At 62.6% G+C, this 23,137-nt stretch carries 18 protein-coding genes; 11 read left to right on the top strand and 7 right to left on the bottom strand.

Annotation, left to right across the window (positions count from 1 at the left end):
* Nucleotides 1-95: 95 nt before the first annotated feature.
* On the bottom strand, nt 96-995 hold the full coding sequence (locus BMZ10_RS04585; protein WP_093458841.1) for a LysR family transcriptional regulator: 900 nt from the start codon (nt 993-995) through the stop codon (nt 96-98).
* An 82-nt stretch (nt 996-1,077) separates the two neighbouring features.
* Nucleotides 1,078-1,989, bottom strand: a complete 912-nt coding sequence (locus tag BMZ10_RS04580; RefSeq protein WP_093458840.1) for a LysR family transcriptional regulator — start codon at nt 1,987-1,989, stop codon at nt 1,078-1,080.
* 258 nt (nt 1,990-2,247) lie between these two features.
* On the opposite strand from BMZ10_RS04580, the gene BMZ10_RS04575 reads away from it, so the two are divergent.
* Nucleotides 2,248-3,135 carry a DMT family transporter gene (locus BMZ10_RS04575; protein WP_093458839.1) on the top strand — a complete coding sequence of 296 codons (888 nt, stop codon included), beginning with the start codon at nt 2,248-2,250 and terminating at the stop codon, nt 3,133-3,135.
* 84 nt (nt 3,136-3,219) lie between these two features.
* Here the strand turns inward: BMZ10_RS04575 and BMZ10_RS04570 are convergent, their stop codons facing one another.
* Nucleotides 3,220-4,569, bottom strand: coding sequence for an MFS transporter (locus BMZ10_RS04570; protein WP_093460015.1), 1,350 nt, complete (start codon nt 4,567-4,569; stop codon nt 3,220-3,222).
* A 310-nt stretch (nt 4,570-4,879) separates the two neighbouring features.
* Between BMZ10_RS04570 and quiC the strand changes: the two genes are divergently transcribed.
* Nucleotides 4,880-6,787, top strand: coding sequence for a 3-dehydroshikimate dehydratase QuiC (gene quiC / locus BMZ10_RS04565; RefSeq protein WP_093458838.1), 1,908 nt, complete (start codon nt 4,880-4,882; stop codon nt 6,785-6,787).
* A gap of 90 nt (nt 6,788-6,877) precedes the next feature.
* Nucleotides 6,878-7,549: a TetR/AcrR family transcriptional regulator gene (locus BMZ10_RS04560; protein WP_093458837.1), complete on the top strand. Its 672-nt coding sequence runs from the start codon at nt 6,878-6,880 to the stop codon at nt 7,547-7,549.
* 91 nt (nt 7,550-7,640) lie between these two features.
* Here the strand turns inward: BMZ10_RS04560 and BMZ10_RS04555 are convergent, their stop codons facing one another.
* Entirely contained in the window at nt 7,641-8,504 is an 864-nt protein-coding gene (locus tag BMZ10_RS04555; RefSeq protein ID WP_093458836.1) for a shikimate dehydrogenase, read from the bottom strand.
* 228 nt (nt 8,505-8,732) lie between these two features.
* On the opposite strand from BMZ10_RS04555, the gene BMZ10_RS04550 reads away from it, so the two are divergent.
* The 4 genes from BMZ10_RS04550 to BMZ10_RS04535 all read left to right on the top strand — a co-directional run bounded on the left by BMZ10_RS04550 (nt 8,733) and on the right by BMZ10_RS04535 (nt 13,132).
* The gene (locus BMZ10_RS04550) at nt 8,733-10,127 is read left to right on the top strand and encodes an MFS transporter (RefSeq protein WP_093458835.1); all 1,395 of its coding nucleotides are present in this window, start codon (nt 8,733-8,735) and stop codon (nt 10,125-10,127) included.
* 146 nt (nt 10,128-10,273) lie between these two features.
* On the top strand, nt 10,274-11,041 hold the full coding sequence (locus BMZ10_RS04545; RefSeq protein WP_093458834.1) for a 3-hydroxyacyl-CoA dehydrogenase: 768 nt from the start codon (nt 10,274-10,276) through the stop codon (nt 11,039-11,041).
* A 39-nt stretch (nt 11,042-11,080) separates the two neighbouring features.
* Complete coding sequence (locus BMZ10_RS04540) at nt 11,081-12,268, top strand: acetyl-CoA C-acyltransferase (RefSeq protein WP_093460012.1); 1,188 nt, start codon at nt 11,081-11,083, stop codon at nt 12,266-12,268.
* 90 nt (nt 12,269-12,358) lie between these two features.
* Complete coding sequence (locus BMZ10_RS04535; RefSeq protein ID WP_093458833.1) at nt 12,359-13,132, top strand: enoyl-CoA hydratase; 774 nt, start codon at nt 12,359-12,361, stop codon at nt 13,130-13,132.
* 6 nt (nt 13,133-13,138) lie between these two features.
* Here the strand turns inward: BMZ10_RS04535 and BMZ10_RS04530 are convergent, their stop codons facing one another.
* The gene (locus BMZ10_RS04530) at nt 13,139-14,683 is read right to left on the bottom strand and encodes a type VI secretion system Vgr family protein (RefSeq protein ID WP_093458832.1); all 1,545 of its coding nucleotides are present in this window, start codon (nt 14,681-14,683) and stop codon (nt 13,139-13,141) included.
* Between the two features lie 338 nt (nt 14,684-15,021).
* Here BMZ10_RS04530 and BMZ10_RS04525 point away from each other — a divergent pair, with 338 nt between their 5' ends.
* The gene (locus tag BMZ10_RS04525; protein WP_093458831.1) at nt 15,022-15,723 is read left to right on the top strand and encodes a YebC/PmpR family DNA-binding transcriptional regulator; all 702 of its coding nucleotides are present in this window, start codon (nt 15,022-15,024) and stop codon (nt 15,721-15,723) included.
* A gap of 55 nt (nt 15,724-15,778) precedes the next feature.
* Here BMZ10_RS04525 and BMZ10_RS04520 read toward each other — a convergent pair whose 3' ends face one another.
* A complete protein-coding gene (locus BMZ10_RS04520; protein ID WP_093458830.1) occupies nt 15,779-17,062 on the bottom strand; it encodes a leucine-rich repeat-containing protein kinase family protein in 1,284 nt (427 codons plus the stop codon).
* Nucleotides 17,063-17,152: 90 nt separating this feature from the next.
* On the bottom strand, nt 17,153-17,701 hold the full coding sequence (locus tag BMZ10_RS04515) for a TetR/AcrR family transcriptional regulator (protein ID WP_093458829.1): 549 nt from the start codon (nt 17,699-17,701) through the stop codon (nt 17,153-17,155).
* A 178-nt stretch (nt 17,702-17,879) separates the two neighbouring features.
* Between BMZ10_RS04515 and BMZ10_RS04510 the strand changes: the two genes are divergently transcribed.
* The 3 genes from BMZ10_RS04510 (at nt 17,880) to BMZ10_RS04500 (ending at nt 23,084) form a co-directional block, all read left to right on the top strand.
* The gene (locus BMZ10_RS04510) at nt 17,880-19,013 is read left to right on the top strand and encodes an MFS transporter (RefSeq protein ID WP_093460009.1); all 1,134 of its coding nucleotides are present in this window, start codon (nt 17,880-17,882) and stop codon (nt 19,011-19,013) included.
* Between the two features lie 100 nt (nt 19,014-19,113).
* A complete protein-coding gene (locus BMZ10_RS04505; protein ID WP_093458828.1) occupies nt 19,114-21,027 on the top strand; it encodes a propionyl-CoA synthetase in 1,914 nt (637 codons plus the stop codon).
* A 464-nt stretch (nt 21,028-21,491) separates the two neighbouring features.
* Nucleotides 21,492-23,084, top strand: coding sequence for a hypothetical protein (locus tag BMZ10_RS04500; protein ID WP_093458827.1), 1,593 nt, complete (start codon nt 21,492-21,494; stop codon nt 23,082-23,084).
* Nucleotides 23,085-23,137: the final 53 nt, after the last annotated feature.

Genomic DNA, 23,137 nt, shown 5'->3' with positions numbered 1-23,137 from the left:
GTGGAAGGTGTGTGATGGCCTCCACGTTACGGCGCATGCGTTGCCGGGAGAATCGGCCGCCTGCGCAAAAGCCCGTTGCGCAGGCTGCAAGGGCATCAGCGAGCGAGGATCTCGTGCATGAACGCAATGAACGCCTTGACCCGCCTGGACCCTCGGTGGTTCGGCAGATAGAGGGCGCTGATCTGGCCCACTGCGTTGTCCGGGTAGGCCGGGCTGTGTTCGAACAATTCGATCAGCGCGCCGTCGGCGATATCTTCATCGATCAGCCAGTCCGGCAGCAGCGCGATGCCTCCGCCAGCCTTCGCCATCTCGCGCAGGACTTCCGCGTTGTTGCTCTTGAAGCGACCGCTGACCGGCACCCGGACCTCGCCCTCAATCGACAGAAAATTCCAGCTCTGCTGAGGGCTGCCGAAGTTGAAACGCAGGCAGTCATGGCTGGCCAGATCCGCAGGTTTCAGCGGCTCGCCCCGATCGGTCAGGTAAGCCTGGCTGGCAACCACGCGGCGACGGAACTCACCCAGCGTGCGCGACACCACGCCATCCATGGGCGCTGCAGCACCCAGCCGGATGGACAGGTCAACGCGTTCGGAAAACAGGTCGACGATGTTGTCGGTCAGCGTAATGTCGAGCTCCAGCCGCGGGTGGCGGGCCATGAGCATGCCCAGGCGCGGCGCGATGATCCGGCGGCCGAAGGCGGTGGGCACTGAAATGCGCAGCGGCCCGGAAGGCTCCTCGTCGGTGTCCGTGACGGTCGCGTCGGCGTCGGCCACGTCCTCGAGAATCTTGCGCGCCCGCTGGTAGTACGCCGCGCCCGCGTCGGACACCGTGACCTGACGGGTCGAGCGATTGAACAACACGGTGCCCAGCTCCGACTCGAGCGAGTCGATCATCCGGGTCACACTGGAGGTCGCCACCCCCAGTTGCCGTGCGGCTGCCGAAAAGCCCTTGGCGTCGACGGTTTCCACGAACATTTTCAGTGCCAGCAACTTATCCATCGATCAACCTTTTTCATTCCTCACAAACCTTTGCCGCGGGGGTATCCACTCAGCCGTCAGCGGCTGCGCCCAACAGCGCCGTTCACTGGTCGGTCACGGCGTAGTCCAGATCCGCGCGCAGACGCGTGACACACAAGTCAACGAAGGAGCGGACTTTCGAGGAGCCGCGACGTCCTTCTGCGTACACCACGTAGACCGGCATCGGCGGAACCTCGAAGGACTCGAGCACCGCGCACAGCGCGCCGGATTGCAGTCGGCTGCGGATCTGGTAAGACGGCACCTGAGTCAGCCCCCAGCCATCGACGGCAGCGTGTATGGAGGCGGTGAACGAGGTCATGGCCAGTCTGGACTGCACCTTCACATCCTGCACGCGGCCGTCGATCTTGAAACCCCAGTCGACACTGCGTCCGGTGATCACCACGGAAACGGTTTCGCGCTGGACGAGTTCATGGGGGTGCATGGGTGTGCCGTGGGCGGCGAGATAGGCGGGGGAGGCGCAGACCATGCGCCGCACCTGACCGACGCGGATCGCGGTCAGCGATGAGTCGGGCAATTGACCGATGCGCACCGACACGTCGATGCCTTCTTCCAACTGCGCGGCGACGCGGTCCATCAATAGCGCGCGGATCTGCACCTGCGGGTGCGAGGTCAGGTACTCGGTCATGATCGGCGTAACGTGCAGGTCGCCGAAAACCTGGGGCGCGGTGATCGTCAGTTGCCCGTGAGGCGTGGCGTGGATGCCGGCAGCGGAGCTTTCCGCCTCGTGCAGGTCCGACAACAGGCGCCGACAGTCTTCGGCGAAGCGCAGACCGGATTCGGTCAGACGCAGCTGGCGTGTCGTGCGGACCACCAGCAAGGTCCCCAGCCGGCTTTCCAGCTGCGCGACGGCACGGGTCACGGTGGCCGTGGACAGATCCAGACGACGTGAAACCGAGGCGAAACTGGGACCTTCGGCAACGGCCACGAAAATGCTCATTTCCTGAATACGATCCACGTTGTCCCCGATCCCGAGCTGTCCAGAGCGGCAGTCTGCGTGAAATCAGGGCCGCGGAAAAGAGACACCGGCCTGCGCGTGGCGCCAGGCGGGTTGAAAAGGTGGATGAAAGCGTCACCGAGCGGTCAGAAAAACGACTCGATGTTTCAGGTTTGTTTGGTTATCTGACGACTCCTTCTATATTCTTCTAACGTCTGGCCAGATGCTCGCAGAGGCAACGGACTGACCACGCATTCACGCAAGGCCAAAGGAAAGCTGATGAGTAACACCAGCACGCCGCTCTCCGGCGTCAACCAGCCGCTCAAGGGGATCGCACTGATCGTCCTGGCGACCTTTCTGTTTTCCAGTCACGACACGCTCTCCAAATACCTCTCCGGCATCTACCCGATCATGATGGTCGTGTGGATTCGGTATGTCGTGCACACCGCGCTGATGGCGTGCATCTTCATGCCGTCGTCCGGGCTGCGTGTGCTGCGCACCAAAAAGCCCGGCCTGCAGGCGTTGCGCGCAGTGTGTCTGCTTGGCACTAGTCTGCTGTTCACCAGCGGCCTGATGTTCATCCCGATCGCGGAGGCGACCGCGGTCAACTTCCTCGCCCCGTTGCTGGTGACGGCATTGTCGGTGCCATTGCTCAAGGAAACGGTCAGCCGCGGACAGTGGATCGCGGTGCTGGTGGGGTTCGGCGGCGTGATGGTGATCGTGCACCCGGGCGGCGAATTGTTCACCCCGGCGATCCTGCTGCCGCTGGGATCAGCATTGTGCTTTGCCTGTTATCAGTTGCTGACGCGACTGGTCGCGGCGCATGACAGCCCGACCACCAGCAACTTCTTCGCCGGGCTGTTCAACAGCCTGCTGATGAGCGCCATCGTGCCGTTCTTCTGGCAGTCACCGGAGTGGCGACACATCCCCTTCATGCTGGCACTGGGCACCTGCGGAATGGTCGCGCATTTGATGCTCACTCAGGCGTTCCGCTTTGCCGCGCCCGCGCTGCTGGCGCCGTTCGGGTATTGCCAGATCGTCTTTGCCGGGCTCTGGGGTTTCATCGTGTTCAACCATGCACCATCGCTGACTGCCCAGGCGGGCATCGCCATCATCTGCCTCAGCGGTCTGGCGGCCGCCTGGCAACAACGCAAGAAGGGTGGTTGAGGGGCGCCGACTCGGGCCTGCGGTTAGTACCTGGCCCGACGTCGGCAAGCGGTGCGGTGGCCCGAGGTAACGGGCCTGTCCGGCTCATTCGCCGGTCGGGTCGACATCCCGTGGCGCCATCAGGTACATCCACACCAGCGCGATGAAGTACATCGCCGGGATGAGCATGAACAGCACGCTGTAGTTGTTATGAGTCGCGGTGAGCACGGCGCCGACGATCTGGGTCATGAACATCCCGCCGATGGAGGCGCACATGCCGCCGAAGCCGAATACCGTGCTCATCATGTGCTTGGGCGTGTAGTCCATCACCAGACTCCAGATATTCGCCGTCCACGCCTGATGCGCGCCGACCGCCAGGGCAATCGCCAGCACCGCCATCCACAGCCCGCTGGCGTTGGCGGCGAAGACCACACAGATGATCGTCAGGGCGAAAACCAGCATCGACACCAGCCGCGCCGTCGTCGCGCGCATTCCGCGACCGATCAGCCAGGAAGACAGAATGCCGCCACCGATGCTGCCGAAGTCGGCGGTCAGCCAGATCAGCATCAGCGGAATGCCCATTTGCGTGACGCTGATGCCCAGGTTGTATTGCTGATTGAGAAACGGCGGCAGCCAGTACAGGTAAAACCAGAACACCGGCGCCGTCAGGGCGTAGGCCAGGGCGAAGGCCCAGGTGCCGCGCATTTTCAGAATCTGCGAAAAGGGCACCTTTGCCGGAGCGGAATCAGGCTCGTTGCCCTGATGAATGTATTCCAGCTCGCTCTGGCGCACCGTCGGGTGATCTTCGGGGTTGAAATACTTCAAGCGCCAGATCACCACCCAGGTCAGGCCCAGCGCGCTCATGCAAAGAAAAGCGGCCTGCCAGCCCCACACGGTGAGGATCAGCGGCAACAAGGCGGGAGTGACCATGGCGCCGACGTTGGTCCCGGCGTTGAAGATCCCGGTCGCGACGGCGCGCTCGCCTGCCGGAAACCACAAACGCGTGGTCTTGACGCAGGCCGGGTAATTGGCCGCTTCGGTCAGGCCAAGAATGAAGCGACAGACCATGAAGCCGGCCGCGGAGGTCGCCAGTCCGTGGGCGCCGGTGGCGAAGCTCCAGAGCAGAACGGCGAGGAAGAACGCCCGTTTGACGCCAACCTTGTCGATGAACCGGCCCTGCAACAGAAAGCCGCCGGCGTAGCCGACCTGGAACCAGAAATTGATATTGGCGTAGTCCATCGCCGTCCAGCTCATCTTCTCGGCCAGGATCGGCTGCATGACGCCCAGCGCGGCGCGGTCGATGTAGTTCAGCGTGGTAGCGAAGAACACCAGGGCGAGCATGCCCCAGCGTGTCTTGCCGATGGCGAAGGCGCCGCGGATTTTCTCGCCGATCCCGGCATGTGGATGCACGGGGGTCGCTGCGGCAGGCGCAGGCGTAGCAGGGTATGAGCGCATGAGCATTTAACCTGTCTTGGAATTGTTATGGTTCTGTCTGGTGACGCGTACCCGGATGCAAGGCGGCAGCGGGCTGGAGCTGTGTTGTTCACCTTGTCCGACAATGTGCAAACGATGGTGGACACCGACGGCGAGAGCGTCAATTGACTCAGGGCTCTTCTGGGCGATTATCGAACACAAAACTAACCGGTCCGTACATTTAAATTGCTGTAAAAGGATACCGGGAGAATAATCGCTTTGACACCCAGGCTGCAGCCGACAACGATCGGCTTGTCCGGGTGCGGCCATGAGATCACTCAGGAGTCACCTAATGCAGCGCTCGATCGCCACCGTTTCTTTGAGCGGAACACTGCCGGAAAAACTTGAAGCCATTGCCGCCGCCGGGTTTGACGGCGTTGAGATCTTCGAAAACGACCTTCTCTACTACGATGGCAGCCCCCGCAACGTGCGCCAGATGTGCGCCGACCTGGGTATCGCCATTACGCTGTTCCAGCCGTTTCGTGACTTCGAAGGCTGCCGCCGGGACCGCTTGCAACGCAATGTCGACCGTGCCGAGCGCAAGTTCGACCTGATGCAGGAACTGGGCACCGATCTGGTGCTGGTCTGCAGCAATACCGCCAACGATTCGCTCGGCGATGAACGTGTCCTGCTGGACGACTTGTCGCTGCTGGCCGAGCGGGCCGGGGCGCGCCAGCTCCGGATCGGTTACGAGGCCCTGGCCTGGGGGCGGCATGTGAACACCTGGCAGCAGGTGTGGAACCTGGTGCGCCAGATCGATCATCCTGCGCTGGGCGTGCTGCTCGACAGCTTCCACACGCTGTCGCTCAAGGGCGATCCTCGCGCCATCGCCGACATCCCCGGCGACAAGATCTTCTTCGTGCAAATGGCAGACGCGCCGTTGCTCGCCATGGACGTGCTGGAGTGGAGTCGGCATTTCCGCTGCTTCCCCGGCCAGGGTGAGTTCGACCTGCCGGGCTTTCTCGCGCCGATTCTCAAGAGCGGCTACACCGGGCCGCTGTCGCTGGAAATCTTCAACGACGGTTTTCGTGCAGCGCCCACGCGGGCCAATGCTGCGGATGGATTGCGTTCGTTGCTTTATCTGGAAGAGAAAACCCGCGAGCGACTTCAGCAGGAAGCGCAGCCCGTCGCGCCGGAACTGCTATTCAGTCCGCCGGCGGCGAGTGCTTACGACGGCGTCGAGTTTCTCGAATTTGCCGTCGACGATGCGCAGGGCGCCCGACTGAGCCACTGGCTGGAGGACCTGGGTTTCGCCAAACTCGGCCAGCATCGCTCCAAGGCCGTGAGCCTGCTGGGGCAGGGCGACATCAAGATCGTGCTCAACGCCGAGCCTTATTCGTTTGCCCACAGTTTTTTCGAATCCCACGGCCCGTCGCTGTGCGCCACTGCACTGCGCGTGCGGGACGCAAGCACCGCGCTGGAACGTGCCCGACAGTACAAGGGCCAGCCTTATCGCGGGCTGGTGGGGCCCAATGAACGGGAGATTCCGGCGGTCCGCGCGCCAGACGGCAGTCTGATCTATCTGGTCGAACCGGCAGCGCCCGGGCAGTCGATCTACGACAGCGACTTCACAATCGGCAGCACACCAGCCCCTCGCGGCGGCTTGCAGCGGATTGATCACATGGCCATGGCGTTGCCGGCCGAAAGTCTCGACAGCTGGGTGCTTTTCTACAAAGGCCTGCTGGATTTCGAGGCGGACGACGAAGTTGTGCTGCCCGACCCCTACGGTCTGGTAAAAAGCCGTGCATTGCGCAGTCGCTGCAGCACCGTGCGCCTGCCGCTGAACATTTCCGAGAACCGCAACACGGCGATTTCTCATGCGCTGTCCAGCTATCGCGGCTCGGGCGTGCACCACATTGCGTTCTCGTGTGATGACATCTTTGCCCAGGTTGCCCGAGCCAAAGAAGCGGGCGTGCAACTGCTGGACATTCCGCTGAACTACTACGACGACCTGGCAGCCCGTTTCGATTTCGACGACGAATTCCTCAGCGAGCTGGCGTATTACAACGTGCTCTATGACCGCGATGCCAACGGCGGCGAGCTGTTTCACGTCTACACCGAAGCGTTCGACGACCGGTTTTTCTTCGAAATCCTGCAGCGCAAGAATGGCTACGCCGGTTATGGCGCCGCCAACGTGGCCGTGCGTCTGGCCGCCATGGCCAAATCGCGAAGCGGAGGGGCGCGGCAGAAGCGGCTGTGAGCGGATGCGCAACATGCTGGCATATGCCGCTTCCGTAACGCGGCAGCGCGGCTCATAATCGCGCGATTCCACCGTGGTCGTGAGCCAAGCATGAAAACTGTCGACGAGACCTTTGCCGAAGTGCCCGCAGAGGCGCCACGCAAAAGCCGCAAGAACAATCCGGAAAAAACCCGAGACGGCATCCTGCAGGCGGCCGTCGCCGAGTTTGTAGCCCAAGGACTGTCGGGCGCCCGGGTCGATGCCATCGCCGAACGGACGCAAACCTCCAAGCGGATGATCTATTACTACTTCAACAGCAAGGAACAGCTGTACAGCGAAGTGCTGGAGAAGCTGTACGGGGACATCCGCCACACCGAAAGCAGCCTGAATCTGGACGTTCTGCCGCCTGCTCAGGCGATCAAGCGTCTGGTCGAGTTCACCTTCGATCACCATGACCGCAACGTCGATTTCGTGCGCATCGTGTGCATCGAAAACATCCACAACGGTGAAAACGTCAAGCAGTCACCGACCATTCGCGACCTGAGCCAACATGTCTTGCAGGCGCTGGATCAGACCCTGCGCCGTGGCGAAAAGGACGGCACATTCCGCCCGGGCGTGCAGGCGGTGGACCTGCACATGCTGATCAGCTCGTTCTGCTTTTATCGCGTGTCGAACCGTCACACATTTTCGGAGATCTTCCAGATCGACCTCGAGGACCGGGACGTGAAGTCGCGACAGAAAGCGATGATCAGCGATTCGGTCGCCCGCTACCTGATGCCTTGAGCTGGGTCTCGGCGGGCCGTCCGTTAAGGCCTGGCCCGGTGTGGACTGACGTTCGACACCGGCGTCGCGAGCGGTGTCGAAGCTGACGGACTCAGTGCGCCAGTGCGCTGAAGAAAGCCTGCATCCGCTCGGCGTTCGCCGGGACGCCGGTGAACAGTTCGAATGCCTTGACCGCTTGAAAGACCGCCATCGTGCCGCCGTCCAGCGTGCGGCAACCCAGTTCCCTGGCGTGGGCAAGCAATGCGGTCTGCAGCGGGAAATAAATGATCTCCGCCACCCACAGATCCGCGCGCAGCAATTCGACCGGCAGCGGCGTGCCGGGCAGCTTGCTCATGCCCACTGGCGTGGTGTTCACCAGTCCATCGGCGTTGGCCATGGCGGCCGGCAGGTCATGGCCGACCCGCGCGCGGCCCTCGCCTATGTGGGCGTTCAGGTTGTCCACCAGGCTTTGGGCGCGGCCGGCGTCGACGTCGAAAATCACCAGCTCACCAACGCCTTCGCCCAGCAGCGCATGGGCCACTGCGGCACCTGCGCCGCCAGCGCCCATTTGCACCACGCGGCGTTTGGCGACGTCGCCCAGCCCGCGGCGAAAGCCTTCGGCAAAGCCCAGGCAATCGGTGTTGTGGCCGATGCGCCGCCCGTTTCTGAACACCACCGTGTTGACCGCGCCGATGGCGCGCGCTTCCGGCGACAATTCATCGAGCAGCGGGATGACCGCCTGCTTGCATGGGTAGGTGATATTCAGACCGGTGAAGCCGCTGCGCTGGGCACCATCGATCAGCCCGGGCAGGGCGGTGGCGTCCAGGTTCTGCGCATCGATGTCGATGAGGCGATACAGATAGCGCATCCCTTGGGCGTCACCTTCGTGCTCGTGCAGTGATGGTGTAAGGGATGCCTGAATGCCGGCCCCGATGAGGCCAGCCAGAATGGAAAGTTGTGTTGAGTTCAAAGTCATCGCGACAGGCTCTTGTTCTGAGGTGCCCACACCATTGGGCGACCGTTGTACTTAAAATGTACCAGACAGTTAATTCCGTAACAGAGGCGCAGGGACAGTTCCGTGGCAAAGCGTTCGCTGATCGCCCACAACCACATGGAGGAGAAAAGGGCGGATTCGCGCTGCTGCCCGCCAGGCGAAAGCGATATCCTAGCGCGCTGCCTGCCAGGCTCATTGAAGGGAACGCGGATGTCGCAACGTCAATCGACGCTGATCGCCTTGCTGGTCGCGGTCACGTTTTTCATGGAAAACCTCGACGCGACGGTCATCGCCACGGCATTGCCGGACATGGCGAAAACATTCAACGTCGCGGCGGTCGACCTCAACATCGGCATGAGCGCCTACATGCTGGCCATTGCTGCGTTCATCCCCATCAGCGGCTGGATGGCGGACCGGCTGGGTTCGCGGCTGGTCTTCGGCAGCGCGATCGTGCTGTTCACGGTGTCGTCGCTGCTGTGTGGCATCAGTGGCAGTCTGGAGTCGTTCGTCGCCGCTCGTGTCCTGCAAGGCATCAGTGGCGCGATGATGGTCCCGGTGGGGCGCCTGGCTGTGATGCGCGCGACCGAGAAAAAGGACCTGGTGCGGGCGATTTCGCTGATTACCTGGCCGGGTCTGGTGGCGCCGGTGGTCGGGCCTCCGTTAGGCGGGTTCATCGTGACCCACGCGTCATGGCCGTGGATTTTCTACCTCAACTTGCCGCTCGGTGTGCTGGCCCTGATTGCCGCGCTGATCCTCATTCCGCGCCGCAACGAAGTCAGCTCGCGGCCCTTCGATTTGCCGGGCTTTGTGCTCGTCGGCGTTGCCTGCACAGCGATCCTGTATGGCATGGAAATGCTCGGCCAGGGGCGCGCCAGCCAATGGTCGGGACTGCTGGTGACCGGCGTCGGCCTGTTGTGCGGCGTGGTGGCGTGGCTGCACATGCGCAGGCATGCGCAACCGTTGTTGAACGTCGGTGGGATTACGATTCGCACCTTCAGCGTCAGTTTGCTGGGTGGCTCGGCTTTCCGGATCGCCATCAGCACGCTGCCGTTTCTGCTGCCGCTGATGTTTCAGGTGGGGTTCGGGCTGTCAGCCTTCGATGCAGGGCTGCTGGTGCTGGGCGTGTTTGCCGGCAACCTGGCGATGAAACCGTTCACCAGCGCCATCATGCAGCGCTGGGGTTTCCGCCAGGTGCTGATGGTAAACGGCCTGATCGGCATCGGCGCCATTGCCGCCTGCGCCTTGCTCGATGAGGCCATGAGCGGGCCACTCATTCTGTTGATCCTGTTCATCGGCGGGCTGTCCCGCTCGATGCAGTTCACTGCCTTCAACACGCTGGGTTTCGCGGATGTCCCCAAGGCGCAGATGAGTCACGCGTCGACCCTGTTCAGCATGTTTTTCCAGCTCAGCATGGGCCTGGGCGTGGCCATCGCCGCCCTGTTGTTGCGCGGCTCGATGTACCTGCACGGCAACGAAGGGCAGGCCGTGACGGCGGATTTTCAGCTGACCTTCATCTGGGTGGCGCTCATTGCGGCACTGGCGTTGCTGGACAACCTGCGACTGTCCCCGCAAGCCGGAGAGGCCGTGCTGCAACGCAAGACCTGACACATTGTTCGCAGCGGCGCTGGGCGAGGGGCGCGCTCACTGGCTAAAAGCGCCACTGTCGATGCGCGCTTTGACTATTGCTCATCCGGTCGCCAGGGCAGAGTATTCCGTCACTCGAACAATAAAAGTGTAAGGACGACACCATCATGCAGATCCAAGGCAAGGTATTTCTGGTCAGTGGCGGTGCCTCCGGGCTGGGCGCTGCGACTGCGCGGATGCTGATCGACGCGGGCGCGAAGGTCATGTTGCTGGACGTCAACGCCGAGGCCCTTCAGACGCAGCTGCACGCACTGGGTGCTGATGCGCGTGCATGCGTCACCGACATCACCCGGGAGGAGGCCGTAAAGGCCGCGCTCGATCAAACGTTGGCCGAGTTCGGTCGCGTGCAGGGCGTCATCAATTGTGCGGGCATCGTCGGTGCGCAAAAAATCCTCGGCAAAGAAGGCCCTCACGGGTTGTCGAGCTTCAGTCAGGTCATCAACGTCAACCTCGTCGGCAGTTTCAATCTGATGCGCCTTGCCGCTGCGGTGATGGCCGAAGGCAAGCCGGACCAAGGCGGCGAACGCGGGGTGATCATCAATACTGCGTCGATCGCCGCCTATGACGGCCAGATCGGTCAGGCGGCCTATGCGGCGTCCAAGGGCGCCATTGTCAGTCTCACACTGCCCGCCGCACGGGAGCTGGCGCGTTTCGGCATTCGCGTCATGACCATCGCGCCGGGCATCTTCGAGACGCCCATGATGGCGGGCATGACGCCGCAAGTACGCGAGAGTCTCAGCGCCGGCGTCCCATTCCCGCCTCGGCTGGGCAAGCCGGAGGAATACGCGGCACTGGCGCGGCACATCATCGAAAACAGCATGCTCAACGGCGAAGTCATCCGTCTGGATGGCGCCTTGCGCATGGCTGCTCGCTAAATCGAGGAGGCACCGATCATGTCATTGAACAAACGCCAGATGCACCACGACGACCCGGTTGTCATCGTCAGCGCCGCGCGCACGCCCATGGGCGGCTTTCAGGGCGACCTGAAAAGCCTGACGGCGCCGCAACTGGGCTCGGCGGCCATCGGCGCCGCGGTCGAACGCGCCGGGCTTGCGCAGACTGATATCGACGAAGTGCTGTTCGGTTGCGTGCTGCCAGCGGGGCTGGGGCAGGCCCCCGCACGCCAGGCGGCGCTGGGCGCCGGTCTGAGCAACGGCACGCGCTGCACGACGCTCAACAAGATGTGCGGCTCCGGCATGCAGGCGGCGATCATGGCCCATGACATGCTGCTTGCCGGCAGCGCTGACATCATTGTCGCCGGTGGCATGGAAAGCATGTCCAATGCGCCGTATCTGCTGGACAAGGCGCGCAACGGTTATCGCATGGGCCACGCTCAGGTCATAGACCACATGTTTCTCGACGGCCTGGAAGATGCCTACGAGCGCGGCCGCCTGATGGGCACCTTTGCTGAGGAGTGCGCGGCGTTCGAGGGCTTCAGCCGGGAGGCGCAGGACGCCTTCGCCCTCGCGTCGCTGACCCGTGCTCAGGAGGCCATCAAACGCGGCCACTTCGACGCCGAGATCGTCGCGCTGCACGTGACGGTCGGCAAAGAGCAGAAAGTCGTGCGCCACGACGAACAGCCGCCCAAAGCACGGCTGGACAAGATCGCCGGGCTCAAGCCTGCGTTTCGCGAAGGCGGCACGGTCACGGCGGCCAATTCCAGCTCGATCTCCGATGGCGCGGCGGCGCTGACCCTGATGCTGCAGTCCGAAGCGAAACGCCGGGGACTGACGCCGCTGGCAACCATTCGCGGCCATGCCGCCTACGCCAATCAGCCGGGGCTGTTTCCCACGGCGCCCGTCGGCGCAATCGAAGCGCTGATGAGCAAGACAGGCTGGTCGCTGGATGAGGTCGATCTGTTCGAAATCAACGAGGCCTTCGCGGTGGTCGCACTGGTCACCATGAGCAAGCTCGGACTGTCCCATGAAAAGGTCAACGTGCACGGCGGGGCCTGTGCGCTGGGCCATCCCATCGGCGCGTCCGGCGCGAGAATCATCGTGACGCTTCTCTCGGCGCTCAGGCAACGCGGTCTGCAACGTGGGGTTGCGGCAATCTGCATTGGCGGCGGTGAGGCGACGGCCATGGCTATTGAGCTTAATTGATATGAAATTCAATAGCTTGCATAGGATTCTTAATGTCAGATGACGTCGTTTCTAGATAACGTCACTATTAGTTTAACGGGTTATAAAACAATGGCTTACGAGACAATTCTAAAAGAAGTAAAAGGTCGGGTCGCGTTGCTGACATTGAACCGTCCACAGGCGCTGAATGCGTTGAATGCGCAGCTGATCAGCGAGCTCAACCATGCGTTGGATGAGCTGGAAAGCAACCGGGACATCGGCTGCATCGTCCTCACCGGATCTGCCAAAGCGTTCGCCGCCGGGGCTGACATCAAAGAGATGGCAGAACTGAAATACCCGCAGATCTACCTGGATGACCTGTTCAGCGACAGCGATCGGGTCGCCAGCCGGCGCAAGCCGATCATTGCGGCGGTCTCCGGTTTTGCCTTGGGAGGTGGCTGTGAGCTGGCGCTGATGTGCGATTTCATTTTGGCCGCGGACAACGCGCGCTTCGGTCAGCCGGAAATCAAGCTCGGCGTTTTGCCGGGAATGGGCGGCACTCAGCGCCTGACCCGTGCCGTGGGCAAGGCCAAGGCGATGGAAATGTGCCTGACCGGTCGCATGATCGACGCGACGGAAGCCGAACGCTCCGGGCTGGTGGCGCGGGTAATTCCGCAGGAACAACTGCTGGAGGAGGCATTGAAGGTCGCCGCCGGCATCGCGGCCAAGTCGATGCCAGTTGCCATGATGGTCAAGGAAAGCGTGAACCGCGCCTTCGAGGTCAGCCTGGCGGAGGGGATTCGCTTCGAACGGCGGGTGTTCCACGCGGCTTTCGCCACTGAAGATCAGAAAGAAGGCATGGCTGCGTTCATTGAAAAGCGCGAACCGGACTTCAAGCACCGCTGACTTTTCCTAGGGCAATTCCCCGGTCTTGCCAGATGCTTCATCAGCGGCCTGCGAGTAATGAATAGCGGTGTGGTCGAGGCGAATCAAGCCGTGATTGCCTTTGATTGACAGTGCTGTCTGACCGTCGATAAGCAGGCGCTGATGGGCGTGCAGCTTGACGACGCGCGGGGGTTGAAGGATGACCGCACCGTCGAGACGCAGTTGCAGATCCGCGGGACCGTCCGGTGATGTCGTCATTGCCACGCCGCTGACCAGCGGTTGGTCGATATCGCCGCCGAAGAAGGTGATGCGCAGGCGCGTGCCGCACTGAGAAAGCGGCACGCTCTGGCGCAGGCGCGCCAGGCTCTCGCCATTTTCACAGGTTTGCCAGTCGTAGCGAATGCAAACCCGGCCGTACCGGTCGGGCGCGTCGCGGGTCTGGGTTGCCCACAGGTGGCCGTCGAGGCAGGGTTTGAAGTGTCGGCGTGCCGGACGAAAGGGCATCGCCCAAGGGATAGCGTCAAACGCGTTGGCGTACCACGCACGTTGACTGGCAGGCGCGCAGACGCCGGCGGGCGGTCGGGTACCGGTCAATTTCAGGATCTCGATGACGTCTTCGGCAGGGCAACCCACCAGCGGCGTGAGCTGCTTGCCCACATGATGTACTGAAGTGATCAGCCATTGATCGTTGAATTGCGATTCGAGCTGACCCTCGATGCGTACGACCCGGCCACTGAGCAGGCAGGGCGACGCGCTGCGACCGGTCACCCGACGCCGTTCGCAGCGCAGCCGCTCCAGATCCCGCCCAGCGCGCTGGCATTGATGTCGCGCTGCATCGTCCAGCCCGCGATAGGTAGAAAGCGACGGGTTTGCCGCGCGGCCTGCCGGTAATTCAGGGCCGAATGAGCCTTGCGGCTCACTGGCATGGTCACTGATGCAGCGCTGCAGCGAGAACTGTTCAGCTATGTGCGACACATCGATTGCCATTGGCCATTCGGCAAACCCCGTCGGATCATCGGCAAACCTCAGCACATGGCCATCCGCACGATGCTCAACACAGAAGCCGATGCCTTCTTCCTCGCACAGACGCTGCAGCAGATGCAGGTCGGTTTCACCGTACTGAATACAATGTTCACGCGCCGGATAGACGCCGGTCAGGTCGTTCAGGCCGACGGTCATATCCAGTAGCGCATGCCCGCTCAACAGCCGCGCGATGATCTGCGGCACGCTCATGCCGTTGAACGTGCAAGGCAGGCGTTGCGTGCCCAGGCGCAGTAGCGCGGGCATCAGGCGCAGGCGATACAGGCTGAGGTTGGCGCCGCGGTGCAGTCGGTGGGCGCTTGAGATCAGGCCATGAACGCGCTGCTGCTGCCCGGCGTCAGGGCCGAAAGTCAGGCAGGCGTGGCGCTGCAGCAGGGCATGACAGTCGAGTTCGGGATCAGCGCTGAGCAGGTCGATGTCGAAGCGAAACAGGCCGTTGAGTCGGTCCCGGCCATTGATGCCGATGACCTGCCAGGCATCGGCGCTATCGCTGACCGTCAGCGTCATTGTCACGTGCAGGGCGTCGCCCATCTGCGTGTCCACCTTGAAAAACGAAGGCGCTGAGGGTACGGAAAGCGGCCCAGGAAAAGCGCGACTTCCGAATTTTCAGAAGCGGACTACAGCTTGCGCTTGATTATCCGCGGCAGTGCATCGGCATTTTCCTCGAAACTTATCGACCCTGGTTTGATCGGCGGCAGCGTGACAGGGGTTTCATCTGGCGCTATCGCGTATAAAATGCGCCGGGCGCCACGGTTCTGCCTCGGCGTGTCATCATCGGTCACCATTTTTCAGCGTTTATCGTCATCCGCCCCGGCGCCCCACGCCGGGCGGGCATTGTCGGTCTACCGCCATCGGAACAGAGAGCAATCATGGGCGCACAGTGGAAGGTCAAACACAAAGAAGCGGCAGCCAACGCCAAAGGGCGTATTTTCGGCAAGCTGTCCAAGGAAATCATGATTGCCGCGCGTTCCGGCGCTGATCCCGACATGAACGCCCGCCTGCGTCTGGTGGTCGAGCAGGCGAAGAAAGCCTCCATGCCGCGTGAAACCCTGGAACGCGCCATCAAGAAAGGCGCGGGCCTGCTGGGCGAGCACGTGCACTTCGAGAAAGTCACCTACGAAGGCTTCGCACCGCACAAGGTCCCATTGATCGTCGAGTGCCTGACCGACAACGTGAACCGCACCGTTGCCGAGATTCGTGTGCTGTTCCGCAAGGGCCAGATGGGTGCTGCCGGCTCCATCACGTGGGATTTCGATCACCTGGGCATGATTGAAGCCGCAGGCGATGGCAAGACTGATCCGGAAGAGGCCGCCATCGAGGCCGGCGCCCAGGATGTCGAGGCCGGTGATGAGGGCGTGACCCTGTTCTACACCGAGCCCACTGACCTGGACGCCGTCTGCAAGGCCCTGCCTGAGTTCGGCTTTACCGTTGAGTCGGCGAAGATCGGTTATCGTCCGAAGAACCCGGTCGAAGGCCTGAACGACGAGCAGATGGCAGAAGTCGAAGCCTTCCTTGAAGCCATCGACAGCCACGACGACGTGCAGAACGTTTACGTCGGTCTGGCGGGCTGAGGCTGCCTCAATCGTGCACAGGAGGCGTCCGTTGGCGCTCCTGAGCACATCACAGTCACTGACGCAAGGCGTCGTCAATGGCCGCGAAGGTCGGCCGATCCTTCAGACTGGCTTGCACACAGCGCGAGTACAGTGCGCGCAGTGACGACGTTTCACCCTCAGTCGCGTTGCAGATCGCCAGCAATTCGCCCAGCAGAATCCCGAACGCCCGAACCTCGATTCGCTCCAGCCACTGGCCGGTTTCTTCGTCCGGATAGAACGCGGCCGCGCCAAAGTCGCCGAGCAGGCTGTTGCCGCTTTCGTCCCAGAGAATGTTGTGTGCGTACAGATCGCCATGATTGATGCCATGGGCATGCAGATGGCGGCAGGCTGACGCGATGTCGCGGGCCATGCGCAGCAAGGTGTTCAAGGACAGACGCGTGCCGTTGTAAACATCCCGCGTGCAGGATTCCAGGCTGGGTGGCCGGGCAAGGGTGACGAAGCGCGGAGAGATCAGCGCCATCACCAGCCCGCGGGCGTTTTGCGGATGCGCATAGAGCTGACCCAGCACAGGTATCAGGCCCGCGTGCTGACCTGCAGCGATGCAGGCCGCCATTTCGTTCAGCGGTGAGCCGTCGCTGGTAAGTTCGCCTTTATACAGCTTGACCGCCACGTCCACGGTCAGCTCGTCTTCAAACCATTGCGCCTGATGAATGATCCCCGACGCGCCTTCTCCCAGCACTTGCCCCAGCGTCAGATGCTGCCAGGCGATCTGTCGGATAGGCGCTTCGGTGTGCACGTCGTTCAGCGGGTTGCCGGAGAACGCCAGCCACGACAGCGCCGGCAATGTCGCCAGCCAGTCAGGCAGTCGACGGAGCTGGTTGGACGCGATGCGCAGCAGTTCCAGGCGGTGACACGCTGCAAGGGATTCCGGCAGGGAACGCAGGCGGTTACCGGCAACCATGAGCTTCTGCAGGTGCTGGCACTGACCCAATTCTTCCGGCAACGACTCGATCAGATTTCCTGTCAGGACCAGCGAGCGCAGGCGGGGCGGCAGTGCGTCGGGTGAAACGTGGGTAATCTGACAGGCCTTGAAGCCGACGAAAAACAGCTGCTGGCATTGCCCCAGCGATGGCGGCAATTCGGTGAACGGGTTGTCGGAGCAGAACAGGATTTTCAGGTGCTTGAGCCGGTGCAGATCGGCTGGCAACGCACTCAGGCGATTGCCGGACAGGTTCAGCACCTCAAGCGTGTCGGCAAGGCCGAAGATCTCGTCGGGAAACTCGCTGAGTTCGCAGCTGAGGTCCAGCCGGGTCACGCCTTTCAGCGCGCCAGCGCGCAGGTCTGCAAGAGTGTGCATGGGACGCGAAGTACCTGTGATCGATGAGTCGCCATGATAACCACTTGGCCGGCTCATGGGCGATCGGTCGATCGGGGCATCAGGGCCGGCTCAGCCCAGGCAGCGATCCAGCAACTGGTGCATTCGCTCAAGGCTGGGCGCTGACTCGGCGTAGAGAATACGGTAGACCATCGGCGCCACGACCGCGTCCACCAGCTCGTCGGCCGACGGGCTGCGTTCGCCACGCTCGCGGGCCCGATCGATGATGATCTGCAACTGGTCGCGGACGATGTTCAGGCACTTGCCCGAGCACAGCGTGGCGCTGCTGGCGACGACGTCACGCATCATCTCGCGTCCGGGGGCGGAATTGGTTTCTTCCAGGTATACCTCGACCCAGGTGCGCAGGTCGTCACGCAGGTTGCCACAGTCCACCGGCTCGTCCGGGCGCAGGCGTTCGACGGCGGCGTCGGCGAGCAGGGCGGTCAGATCGCCCCAGCGACGGTAGATGGTCGACGGCGTCACGCCGGCGCGGGCCGCGATCATGGGCACGCTCAGGGCCGAGCGCTCCTGTTCATCGAGCAGCTCGCGCACTGCCGAATAGATTGATTTCTGTACCCGCGCGCTGCGCCCGCCAGTACGAATGCCTTCTTTGATAGCCATGGAGCGGACCTTAACACAAAGTATTTGCTTTAAGCGGATTCTGCTCGCACACTCCGTAAAGCTAAATCTTTGCTTTTGTGGCGTGCTTTTTCGGGAGAGTGTACTCGTGTCTGATTCTTTGCAGAACCCGCAAGTCGATGGTCGGAAGTCGAGTCACCTGGGGTACTTCGCGCTGGTGATGCTGTGCTTTTTTGCCGCGTCCAGCGCACCGACGCCGCTCTATCACCTGTACCAGCAGACGTGGGGCTTCTCCCCGGTCCAACTGACGGTCATCTTTGCTGTCTACGCCCTGAGCCTGCTGGCGACGCTACTGATCTTCGGGTCATTGTCGGATTTTCTGGGACGGCGTCCGGTCATCTTCGTGTCGTTGCTGCTGGAGATCCTGTCAATGCTGATATTCATCGGCGCCAGTGATGTGACCTGGCTGGTCGCCGCGCGCATGCTGCAGGGCATTGCCACGGCGATCGCTACCAGCGCGTTGGGCGCGGCGATGCTCGACACCGATCAGAACCAGGGCCCGTTGATCAACAGCATTGCGCCGATGTTCGGCATGGCCCTGGGCGCGCTGGGCACCAGTGCCCTGGTGGAATATGCACCCATGCCGCTGACACTGGCGTATCTGCTGTTGCTGGCGGCGTTCGTCTTGCAGGCGCTGTACCTGCTGCGCGTGGGCGAAACGGTCACGCCGCAGCCCGGTGTGCTGAAAACCCTGAGGCCGACGCTGTACGTCCCGCCGCAGGCTCGCGGCACGTTGTTACTGGTGCTGCCTGCCGACATCGCGGCATGGGCGCTGGGCGGTTTCTTCCTGTCCCTGGCGCCGTCGTTACTGACTGCCGCCACGGGCGCCACGTCGGTGCTCAATGGCGGACTGGCGGTCGCGGCGCTGACCATCAGTGGGGCCATTTCGATCATGAACCTGAGGCTGCGCGCCCCGCGCCGGGCGCTGCTGGTGGGGTGCAGTTTTCTCGCCGCGGGCGTTTCGGTGATTCTGACGGCGGTCAATCTGGGCTGGCTGTGGCTGTTCTTCGCGGGCGCCGTGGTCGCCGGGATCGGCTTCGGAGCGAGTTTTCTGGGCGCGTTGCGTCTGCTGCTGCCCTTGGCTCATGCGCATCAGCGCGCCGGGTTGATGTCGGCGTTCCTTGCCCTGAGCTACCTGGCCTTCTGCGTGCCGGCGCTGGTCGCCGGCATGTCGATCAAGCACCTGGGTCTGGTCAGCACCACCAATGTCTACGGCACGGTCGTGGTGGTGCTGGCACTGCTGGCGCTGGGCGGCCTGCTGTTGCAACGCCGGGAAGGCGCCCGGGCGGTGTGACGGTCTGACGTGAAGCCGGCGCCATGGCAGGCGCCGCAGGTTCTGCTAGTTTCAATCCTGTGTTGTCAGCCCTCATAAAAACAATCACAGGGATCCACGGATGAATGACCGCAATGCCGAGCCTTCGGGCGCCGCGTACACCCATCATCACCTCCAATCCATCGCCAATCCGCAGGCCTACTGGGGAGAACAGGCGCGTCAGGTGGCATGGTACCGGGCACCGCAGCAAACGCTCGAAGCGCTGCCGGACGGTACCCATCGCTGGTTCGCCGACGGTGAGCTGAACACCTGCTACCTGGCGCTGGACCGGCAGATTGAGCTGGGCCGGGGCGAGCAACGGGCGTTGATCTACGATTCGCCGGTGACCGGTCAACAGGCGACTTACACCTTCAGTGAGCTGCGCGATGAAGTGGCGCGGCTGGCCGGCCTGTTACGCACGCTTGGCGTGGAAAAGGGCGACGGCGTCATTATCTACATGCCGATGATTCCTCAGGCGGCCATGGCCATGCTGGCCTGTGCGCGAATCGGTGCGGTTCATTCGGTGGTATTCGGCGGTTTCGCGCCCCACGAACTGGCGCTGCGGATCGACGACCTCAAGCCCCGGCTGCTGCTGACGGCCTCGTGCGGGCTGGAGTTTGATCGGGTCATTCCTTACAAACCCTTGGTGGACAAAGCGCTCACGCTGGCCGCGTTTAGCCCGGAGCACGTGCTGCTCTGGCAGCGCCCGCAAGCGCCTGGTGATCTGCTGCCGGGCCGCGATCTGGACTGGCGTCAGGCGCTGGAAGGCATTGCGCCGGTGGACCCGGTGGCGGTCAACAGTCTCGATCCGCTGTACATCCTTTACACCTCAGGCACTACTGGCAAACCCAAAGGCATTGTGCGGGAGAACGGCGGGCATGCGGTGGCGATGCTCTACACCATGGGTGTGGTGTACGGCATGAGCGCGGGGGACGTCTGGTGGGGGATTTCCGATGTCGGCTGGGTGGTGGGCCATACGCTGATTGTCTACGCGCCGCTGATGTCGGGCTGCACCACGGTGTTCTATGAAGGCAAGCCGATTCGGACGCCGGACGCCGGCGCGTACTGGCGCATCATCGAGCAGTACCGGGTCAACGCGCTGTTCTGTGCGCCGACGGCGATGCGCGCCATTCGCAAGGAGGATCCCCAAGGCCATCATCTCACGTCTCGCGATCTCGGCAGCATCAGGCAGTTGTTTCTGGCCGGCGAGAAGCTTGACTCCAGCACCCATGAATGGCTCGAAGGCCTGAGCGGCAAGCCGGTGCTCGACCATTGGTGGCAGACCGAAACCGGCTGGCCGGTGACCGCGCCGTGCCTGGGTCTGCAAGGGCATCGGCCTGCGCCGGGCTCCAGCAATCGCCCGGTCCCAGGCTATGCGGTCCGGGTCATGGACGAGGGCGGCAAGCTGCTCGGGCCGGGCGAGCAGGGCTCGATCGTCATCGCGTTGCCGCTGCCGCCGGGCTGCAGCCAGACGTTGTGGAACGACCATCCGCGCTACTTGAGCGCTTACTTGCAGGCGTTCCCCGGCTACTACAACAGCGGTGACGGTGGGTATGTCGACGAGCAGGGGTTCGTTTACATCATGGGGCGCACCGATGATGTGATCAACGTGTCGGGGCATCGGCTATCGACCGGCGAGATGGAGGATCTGGCTGGCCAGCATCCGGCGGTCGCGGAGAGTGCGGTCATCGGGGTGCACGACGAGATCAAGGGGCAGGTGCCGCTGGCGCTGGTGGTGCTCAAGGACGGCGTCGACCAGAGCCCGGCCCAGGTGCAGCAGGAACTGGTGGCCTGGGTCCGCGAACGGATCGGCGCGCTGGCCTGTTTCAACCGGGTGATTGTCGTCAAGCGCTTGCCCAAGACCCGTTCCGGCAAGACGCTGCGCGCCGTATTGCGCAAGATCGCCGATGGAGAGGCTTACACAATCCCGGCGACGATCGACGATCCGGCGATTCTCGCGGAAGTGGCGCAGGCGTTGGCGACATGTCCAGCGTGAACATCGCGTGTTTTGCGGCACATCCGTCTGGCGTGTGGCGGTCGGAACGCAGTCTTCCGGGCAAGCGCGCTCCTACAGGATTGGGGTTGGCCCGAAGACTTCGCTGCGCTGCAATCCCCGGTGGGAGTGAGCCAATTGTCTTTAAGACCCCTCGATCAAATGCGTGACGCCCGACGCTTTCCCGGCTAAAGCCGGTCCTACGAAAAACCCGCAGCGTCTGTAGGACCGGCTTCAGCCGGGAAGAGGCCGGTGCATTCGGCGGGCATGCGGCGGTTGGAATTCAGCCTTCGCGGGCAAGCTCACTCCTACAAGGTTAATGCGGAGCTGACTGGTATCGAGCCAGGCTGCAAAACCTGTGGGGCAAGCACGCACCGACAGGTTTGGCAATGTATCGCTCAAGATACAAAGAGCGCAGCCGACAAACCGAGCAGGAAATCATCCCTTCAATTGAACATGGACGCGTCATGACTGCGATTTCATCGGTTGTTTCGGTTGTGCAGCTCTCGATCGTCACGCGGCCTGTGGCCAATGAGCCACTGGCTGGCGCAGCGTCGGTGAGCACCACGGCTTCGCCTTCAACGGTGGTCTCACTGGGGCAGGGAACATCGGCACTCGACGCCCAGACCTACAGCGCGCGTGGTGTGCTGTCAGGCGCGGAGGTAGCGCCTGCCTGGGAGTACACCCGTCAGGACAAAGTCTCGTTGTCAATGATGGGCAACTTCAATACGTCCGCCACCGCCGGTCGGTTCCAGGGCCTGGGCGCGGCCTTGCTCGGTCAGTTGGCTGAATCGGGCAAAGGCATCTCGCAGTCGGTCATCCGGTCGTCTTCGGGCCACGCACTGGAGCCCGCCGAGCTGACAGCGGCGCAGACCCGCTTACACAGCAATGCCGACAACAGCATCAGCCTGAGCATCCGCACTGCGAGCGGCAAGACCATCGAACTGACGCTCTCCAGTCAGGACGACGGCCTGGCCGTGCAGGCGCAGGTCAGCGGAGGCGACCTGAGCGACGATGAACTCAATGCGTTGGGCAGAATGGCCGATGGGTTCCAGTCGGCGATCGACGGCGTGACCGCGCGGCCGCCGCAGTTGAAGCTCGACGCACTCACGCAATTCGACGCGAGCGTGTTCTCGTCGATCGATTTGAAAACCCGCGTCAAGCTCGACAGCAACAACACCCAGACCCTCGAACTGCACGCCGACGCCGATCAGCGATCGGTGCGCATGAGCGGCGCGGCGGGGGAGCTGCAGATGTCGGTGGACCTGAAAAATGCGGCGGTGATTGGCGACAGCGATCAGCAGGCCAAAGCGCTCAAGGGCTACATCGGTCAGATCGAGGCTGCGCGCAAACGCGGCGATGGCGATCAGCAGTTGTTGTCGATGTTCGAGGACGCCTTCACCACGCTGCACAGTCATTATCCCGGCACTCGCGCGTCGTCCGCGCCGCAGACCGTCAACTCCATTGAGCTGACGGACACCGACCACGCGATGCTCAGCGGTCTGGGCGATTTCAGCGCCTCGGTAAGCGAGAAAAGTCAGGAAGGCAACCCCGCGCGGCCAGGAGAGCTGGACACCTTTGCCTACACCCTGTCGCAGACCACGCAGTCCAAAGGCCGCGACCCGCTCAATCGCACCCTAGTGCAGGACCAACAGGCGCACTTGAGCGCCAGTTATCACAAGGCGCTGTATGCCGGGCAGAAGCTCGACCTGCAACGCGATCCGAAGACGCAGAACTATCTGTATTACCAGATCAACGATCAGTCCAGCAGCAAAGCCAGCATCGGTTACGACAAGGGCGCGCTGGTCAACGCGTCGGTGACGCAGTCCGCCAGCCAGTCCACGCGCGTGTCCACTTACGTGATGGGTGTTCTGCAGTCCGAGAAGCTTACCCCGGTCACGGAAAGCAAGACCCGGAATTTCCTCAGCGTGCTGCAACAGGCGCTGCAGCAGGATAATGAGGCGAAACAGGGGCGTGGCACCTCGTTGTTGAAGTACACGCTTGAAGGGGTTCAGGAAAAAGCCATGCTGCAGAGCGAGCCGGGACAGCTGCGCGGTTGATCGTGGCCGCCGGCTGCCGTTCGTTCGGCAGCCTTCCTGCGGTCGACGGCGGC

Source organism: Pseudomonas sp. NFR16 (genome assembly GCF_900108875.1).
GTDB lineage: Bacteria > Pseudomonadota > Gammaproteobacteria > Pseudomonadales > Pseudomonadaceae > Aquipseudomonas.
Note: the sequence above shows the minus strand (reverse complement) of the source record. Positions and strands in the feature narration are given on the sequence as shown.

Coding starts and splice junctions, on each gene's coding strand:
- BMZ10_RS04500 (WP_093458827.1), top strand. CDS start 21,492: ATGACTGCGATTTCATCGGTTGTTTCGGTTGTGCAGCTCTCGATCGTC.
- BMZ10_RS04585 (WP_093458841.1), bottom strand. CDS start 995: ATGGATAAGTTGCTGGCACTGAAAATGTTCGTGGAAACCGTCGACGCC.
- BMZ10_RS04570 (WP_093460015.1), bottom strand. CDS start 4,569: ATGCGCTCATACCCTGCTACGCCTGCGCCTGCCGCAGCGACCCCCGTG.
- BMZ10_RS04535 (WP_093458833.1), top strand. CDS start 12,359: ATGGCTTACGAGACAATTCTAAAAGAAGTAAAAGGTCGGGTCGCGTTG.
- BMZ10_RS04545 (WP_093458834.1), top strand. CDS start 10,274: ATGCAGATCCAAGGCAAGGTATTTCTGGTCAGTGGCGGTGCCTCCGGG.
- BMZ10_RS04575 (WP_093458839.1), top strand. CDS start 2,248: ATGAGTAACACCAGCACGCCGCTCTCCGGCGTCAACCAGCCGCTCAAG.
- BMZ10_RS04530 (WP_093458832.1), bottom strand. CDS start 14,683: ATGGGCGACGCCCTGCACGTGACAATGACGCTGACGGTCAGCGATAGC.
- BMZ10_RS04505 (WP_093458828.1), top strand. CDS start 19,114: ATGAATGACCGCAATGCCGAGCCTTCGGGCGCCGCGTACACCCATCAT.
- quiC (WP_093458838.1), top strand. CDS start 4,880: ATGCAGCGCTCGATCGCCACCGTTTCTTTGAGCGGAACACTGCCGGAA.
- BMZ10_RS04550 (WP_093458835.1), top strand. CDS start 8,733: ATGTCGCAACGTCAATCGACGCTGATCGCCTTGCTGGTCGCGGTCACG.
- BMZ10_RS04520 (WP_093458830.1), bottom strand. CDS start 17,062: ATGCACACTCTTGCAGACCTGCGCGCTGGCGCGCTGAAAGGCGTGACC.
- BMZ10_RS04525 (WP_093458831.1), top strand. CDS start 15,022: ATGGGCGCACAGTGGAAGGTCAAACACAAAGAAGCGGCAGCCAACGCC.
- BMZ10_RS04510 (WP_093460009.1), top strand. CDS start 17,880: ATGCTGTGCTTTTTTGCCGCGTCCAGCGCACCGACGCCGCTCTATCAC.
- BMZ10_RS04540 (WP_093460012.1), top strand. CDS start 11,081: ATGCACCACGACGACCCGGTTGTCATCGTCAGCGCCGCGCGCACGCCC.
- BMZ10_RS04555 (WP_093458836.1), bottom strand. CDS start 8,504: ATGACTTTGAACTCAACACAACTTTCCATTCTGGCTGGCCTCATCGGG.
- BMZ10_RS04515 (WP_093458829.1), bottom strand. CDS start 17,701: ATGGCTATCAAAGAAGGCATTCGTACTGGCGGGCGCAGCGCGCGGGTA.
- BMZ10_RS04560 (WP_093458837.1), top strand. CDS start 6,878: ATGAAAACTGTCGACGAGACCTTTGCCGAAGTGCCCGCAGAGGCGCCA.